The sequence below is a fragment of the Anthropogastromicrobium aceti genome, assembly GCF_020687335.1.
In the GTDB taxonomy this organism is placed as follows: Bacteria; Bacillota; Clostridia; order Lachnospirales; family Lachnospiraceae; genus Anthropogastromicrobium; species Anthropogastromicrobium aceti.
In genome coordinates, this window is record NZ_JAJEQN010000075.1 from 1 (window position 1) to 5,777 (window position 5,777).

Here is a 5,777-nt window from a genome sequence, read left to right on the forward strand (position 1 = left end):
AGATACCAGTACAACAGCTGGGGTAAGGTAACGTCCACACAGGATACAAGTGGCGTGTCCCTTGCAACGCTGAACCCATTCCGCTACCGAAAGTATGTCTACGATCCAGAGACAGGACTGTATTGTCTGGGAAGCAGATATTATGATCCGGAAGTCGGAAGATTTGTGAATGCGGATGATTTTGAGACACTGACCTACCAGATGGATAGTGTGCAGGGAAAGAATCTGTATCAGTATTGCTTCAATAATCCGATCAACATGCAGGATGAAGACGGTGGATGGCCGAAGTGGGTAACAGAGGTAGCTATAGGAATTGGAGCAATTGTAATAGGTGCAGCAGCAGTAGCAGCAACCGCGGCAACTGGTGGTATAGCAGCAACTTTTGTAGTAGCAGCAACCGCAGGGGTGAAAACAGCAGCAATATCAGGTGCAATAGGTGCAGTAGTAGGAGCATCAACTAGTGTTGTTGGTAATCGTATTTCAACAGGAAGTTGGAAAAATTCAACTCAAATTGCATTAAAAGGAGCAGTTGATGGGTTTGCAAGTGGCTTTATGACAGGAGGAATAATGGCAGGAGCTTCACAAGTTGTAAGTAGCGGTTTTAAAGTAGCGGCTAAAGCCAGTGTAAAAGCAGGGAAAGAAGTAAGTAGTGGAATAAAGGTTACTAAAAATGTTAAGATACTGTCACCAGATAAACTGTATCATAAAACAAATGGAGGAACGTTAGTTAAAATTGGAAAAGTTTTTCGAGTCGATGTTAACTCAAAAACAATGCTTCATGCACACTTTCCAGGTCCATTTGCGAAAAAACATTTTCCACTAGGCGTTATTGCTTCAGGAATATATGGAGGAGTAAGACGATGAAAATTAATGCGTATAATGATAAAGATTTGATATATATTGCTCTTGGAGACGTGAACTGTTCAATGGAAAATATATTAAAGATTCTAGAGAAATTTAAGAGTAATGTGGTGGTTATGCAGATTGGAGATGTAAAAAAGGAGGGGAAACTTTTTGAAATAATTAAAAGAGTTAGTAGAAAATATTGGCTAGTATTACTTGAAGATAAATTATTAGCAGATGTTGTTTTTAAAATTGATAGATATGATCTGGAAGAAGTACTTCGAGAATTTTTTAAAAGTGGAAATAGATCGTTTTCTATACAGATTGTGCCTGATCAAAGTATATGGAAGCCATCTACTTTGGACATTAATACGCGTCAACTTATGAAATCTGGAATGATTACAGTGGAAATTGTAGTGGTTGTAGATGAATCGCAAGTAGATATTTTATGCTGTAAAAATAGTTATGATAAAAAACAACTAGTTACTTATATGAAGGAACAGTTGGAGAGTTAATTTCAATGATTTCAAGTGATACAGGAGAGGGTCAGGAAGCGAGAGAGATCAGTTAAAAGTGGCTTTTTAACTGCACCACAGTGGGGTCAGGAAGTGTGTCCAGCAAAGGGTGTACAATCCGTCAGGTGGAAATCCTTGTGTAGCGTATAATAAAAGTACCCGATATCGGAGACAAAATTCCCCAGTATCAGAAAGGGAATTCCTCAAAATCGGAAAGGGACATGTTGAAGCAAAATAACCTATCAGATATCCTTTGTCTAAGAACCACCAAAGGCAAAGGAGGAAAGGAAATGCTAACTATGTCCCAAATCAATGATATCAGAGATTTGAGCCAAAAGGGATACTCAATTTCAAAAATTTCATCTCTTACTGGTTTGGATCGCAAAACAGTTCGTAAATACCTCAATCAAGACGACTTCTCACCTCAGCCACCTGTAGCAAAGCGAAGAACTTCTATCGTTACGCCATACCTTGACATCATAGAGGAATGGTTGAGTGACCAGAGGGACAGGGAAAGTGGCTCAAAATGTGTTACTACTGGCTCGATATGTGTCCCCTGTAAAAAAGTCTGAAAGTTCAAGAAAAGAGCTTTCAGGCTTTTTTTGTGTGTTTATTAGAATGCAGTCGAGTCGAGGAAAGAACAAAAGTTTGTAAACTTGAGCCACCAGGGACACTAATCTAGCCAGCGTTCCTGTCCCTCTGGCAAGTATGATTGTCAGACTTTACAGGAAAGCAGTGGCGCAGACAGTCAGAAGTTCTGCTTTAAGAAACTTCGAACAGGCCATGTCATCGAGAACAAGTTGGGTTATCAGTTTGATGTAAAATTGGGAGATTATGCAAATCTGGCAGCAGTTATTGCAACAGGAACCCCGTCTAGTGTGGCGTTTTCCGATATTCAGGACAACAAGGTATTTGTACTGGAGAAGGTAGAAAAGCGAATTTATTCCTACATGGGCTATACAAGTGATTTTAGAAATGTAGCGAGTGTAATGGATGCCAGACAGAAACGCGTTTCCTATGCATATGACAGTGATAACCGTCTTCTGACAAAGATGACCGATGCTAATAACCATAGCACACAGTATCATTACGAGGCATCAACCGATCGCTTAACAGGCGTAAGTGCAACTGCATCCGGGCAGACAAGGGATGTTTCCTATACATATGATGAGGGAGACCGAATTAAGAGTATCAAGCATGGTGGAACCACTTATGCATTTGAGTATGATGGATTTGGAAACCAGACAATGGTAAAGGCGGGCGACAGGACTATTGAAAGTTACCGCTATGCACCAAACAATGGTCCACTCAAGACAGTTACCTATGGAAATGGCGATACGCAGGAAATTCTGTATGACAAGGAAGAACGTATTTGTGCCAGACGATGGAATGGAGAAAGTACAGATGACGTGCGTTATGAGTATGATGACTACGGCACACTGGAAAAAGAAATTGATCTGGTAAATGGACGAATTGACAAAGATCAGTATGACATGACCGGAAGACTTGTACAGAGTGCGACGCTGGAAAAAAATACCGGGGCAGCAGGTGAGCCGACCGTGGCAAACACTCATACAGTGCAGTCACTTGAGATTGGTTATGACAATTATAATCGCGTAAATCGACTGGTGCAGAGTCTGGAGGGATCAAAGACAAAGACCGGACTGGTGTATGGTGATGCATCAAAGACACAGCGACCGGGATTATCTTATGGACTTACTGTCGATGGAACACAGAGACAAAGTTTGGCTTATGATGCAATGGGACGCTGCACAAAGGAAACCGTTGCACTTCCGGGTGGACAGACACGAGAAAACTGTTTTACTTATGGAACCCTTCGTCATCTGACTGATATGGACAGTCTTCTTTCAGCAATGTCAAATGGAACCGAGAGCTGGAGCTACGAGTATGACAATGTGGGAAACATCACAAAGATTACATCCGGTACGAAGGTCATCACATATCAGTATGATGAACTCAATGAGCTGATTCGTGAAAACAATGGTGTACTTGGAATTACGGTGCTTTATGCCTACGATGCAGGCGGCAACATGACTTCCCGAAAGACATATGCCTATACAGAGGGAGCGGTTTCAACGATACAGACACAGGATCTTTTTACCTATCGCACCGATGGCTGGAAGGATCAGTTACTGTCCTGGAATGGAAAGAGCTATGCCTATGATGCAGGCGGTAATCCGACTGTGCTGCGAGGAATGGCACTGACCTGGGGAGAAGGACGCCGCTTAAAAAGAATTGTTGGAACAGCAGGAGAGGTTACCTTTGCGTATGACAGCGATGGAAAGCGTGTCAGAAAGACAAGCGGAGGAAATACCACAACGTATTATTACAATGGAAATGTGCTGAGTGGTCTGGTGAGAAAAGCATCCAAGGATGCAGGAACTACAGGAACAGGAACTACGGTACAGTTTGTGTATGATACGCAGGGAAAGCCATTCATGCTGCGAGTGAATGGAAAAACAGATTACTTCTATCTGTATAATGGCCTCGGAGATATTACCGGTCTGGTTGACAGCAGCAATCAGGTAGTGGTAAGATACCAGTACAACAGCTGGGGTAAGGTAACGTCCACACAGGATACAAGTGGCGTGTCCCTTGCAACGCTGAATCCATTCCGCTACCGAAAATATGTCTACGATCCAGAGACAGGACTGTATTGTTTGGGAAGCCGCTATTATGATCCAGAAGTTGGAAGGTTTGTGAATGCGGATGACACGGATGTGATCTTTGCAAAGCCACAGGAATTAGGAAACAAAAATCTGTACGCATACTGCGATAATAATCCAGTAGCAAGAGAAGACTATGCAGGAGAGTTTCCAATTCCATGTATTGTCGGCGCTGTTGTTGGAGCTGCAGTTAGTGGATTTTCCTATGTGCTTACTAGTGGAGGTGAAATTGATGGTGTTGAACTGGCAAAGTCATGCCTGGTAGGTGCAATTTCAGGAGCGTTAGCGCCGCTGGAACCCGTAAGATCAATAAAAAAAGGATATTTAGCGGTAGCATCAGTAATTAATGGAATTAATACTGCAATTAATACAGATGGTGATATACCAACACGCATTGTTTGTGGCATAATAGAAGGTGGTGCGACAATGGCATCAGGATATATATGCAATAAGTGGACTGGGGATGTAGAATTAACAACAAAAACATCTCAAGTAATTGCAAATGCAGGAGTTGGCTATGTAGTTGGTCACGTAGCAGAAATTGCCGCGGTAGGAACTTCAGCAGTAGCGAAGCCGATTACAAAGGCCATTGTTAAGAATGTGGATTCTGTAATATCTAATGTGAGAACACCTAAGCAGTCAAATACCAGAGTGATAACAACGGTATCCGGAAGAAAAAAGTTATCAATAAAGTGAAGTAGCCAACAAGACGAAATACAAAGTTTCAGCGAGTATGTGTAGCATAAGCTAAAATAAAAAGACAATGTTCAGACAGGAGATTACCCCTGTCTGAACAGCGTGAAGGGAGAATTGAGTTTGAAAAAAAGATGTATTTGGAATTGGGATCATGGGAAGAAAATCGAATATTTGGAAGAAAAGGGGAAAAAAGCAAAGTTTGAAACTATATTTGGAATTGGAATTGCAAGTGTTGTTGGCATATTTTTTGGAGTGTTGCCATTGATTGTAATATTTTATTACATTTTTGAAATCGTGATGCAAGGACCAAGTGTAATACAAGAGCAAATAATAAATATAGTCCTCATTATAATACTTGTATTTCCTTTCTTGGGAATATGGATATGTGCTGGTTGGGTGCAAGCATATGCGTGCATGATTTCAGATGGGAGATATTATTTAAATGAAAAAGGAATTCAGATTGAATATTATTTCCATATTCATAGAGAAATATGTTGGAAAGATATAGATATAATTGAAAGAAGAACAATGTCTACTGATTCGAGAGAAGGAGAGAAAGCTAGTGAATGCGATATATTTTTTATTTGCAAAAAAGGTTGTACTGAAAAAGAAAAAAAGAAAAAAAAACGAGGAATAATTTTTTATACAATGCATCGGAAACGAATTATGCTTATAGGGTATTCAAAAGAACGTGAAGAAGAACTACGTCAATATTGGGATAATGAAATTCGAGATCAAAGAAAATAGACTCGAGAGATGAATCTTTTTTGAAATTTGAGAGATGGGGTGCGGATGATCCTGGTGTGATCTTTGCGAAGCCACAGGAATTAGGAAACAAAAATCTGTACGCATACTGCGATAATAATCCAGTAGCAAGAGAAGACTATGCAGGAGAGTTTCCAATTCCATGTATTGTCGGCGCTGTTGTTGGAGCTGCAGTTAGTGGATTTTCTTATGTACTTACTAGTGGAGGAGAAATTGATGGTGTTGAGCTGGCAAAATCATGCTTAGTAGGTGCAGTTTCAGGAGCGTTAGC

Annotated in this window: 4 protein-coding genes and 1 pseudogene; all 5 read left to right on the forward strand. The window is 40.8% G+C overall.

Going from position 1 to position 5,777, the window contains the following annotated elements:
- Positions 1-864, forward strand: an 864-nt coding sequence (locus LKD48_RS16040) for an RHS repeat-associated core domain-containing protein (protein ID WP_308732607.1), incomplete at its 5' end; no start/stop codon positions are given.
- Complete coding sequence (locus tag LKD48_RS16045; RefSeq protein WP_227102491.1) at positions 861-1,358, forward strand: hypothetical protein; 498 nt, start codon at positions 861-863, stop codon at positions 1,356-1,358. The genes LKD48_RS16040 and LKD48_RS16045, both read left to right, overlap by 4 nt.
- Positions 1,359-2,158: 800 nt before the next feature.
- The gene (locus LKD48_RS16050; protein WP_308732608.1) at positions 2,159-4,741 is read left to right on the forward strand and encodes an RHS repeat domain-containing protein; all 2,583 of its coding nucleotides are present in this window, start codon (positions 2,159-2,161) and stop codon (positions 4,739-4,741) included.
- 120 nt (positions 4,742-4,861) lie between these two features.
- Positions 4,862-5,488, forward strand: coding sequence for a hypothetical protein (locus LKD48_RS16055; RefSeq protein ID WP_308732609.1), 627 nt, complete (start codon positions 4,862-4,864; stop codon positions 5,486-5,488).
- A 20-nt stretch (positions 5,489-5,508) separates the two neighbouring features.
- A pseudogene (locus LKD48_RS16060) lies at positions 5,509-5,777 on the forward strand (hypothetical protein); the annotation flags it as partial.

Coding starts and splice junctions, on each gene's coding strand:
- LKD48_RS16045 (WP_227102491.1), top strand. CDS start 861: ATGAAAATTAATGCGTATAATGATAAAGATTTGATATATATTGCTCTT.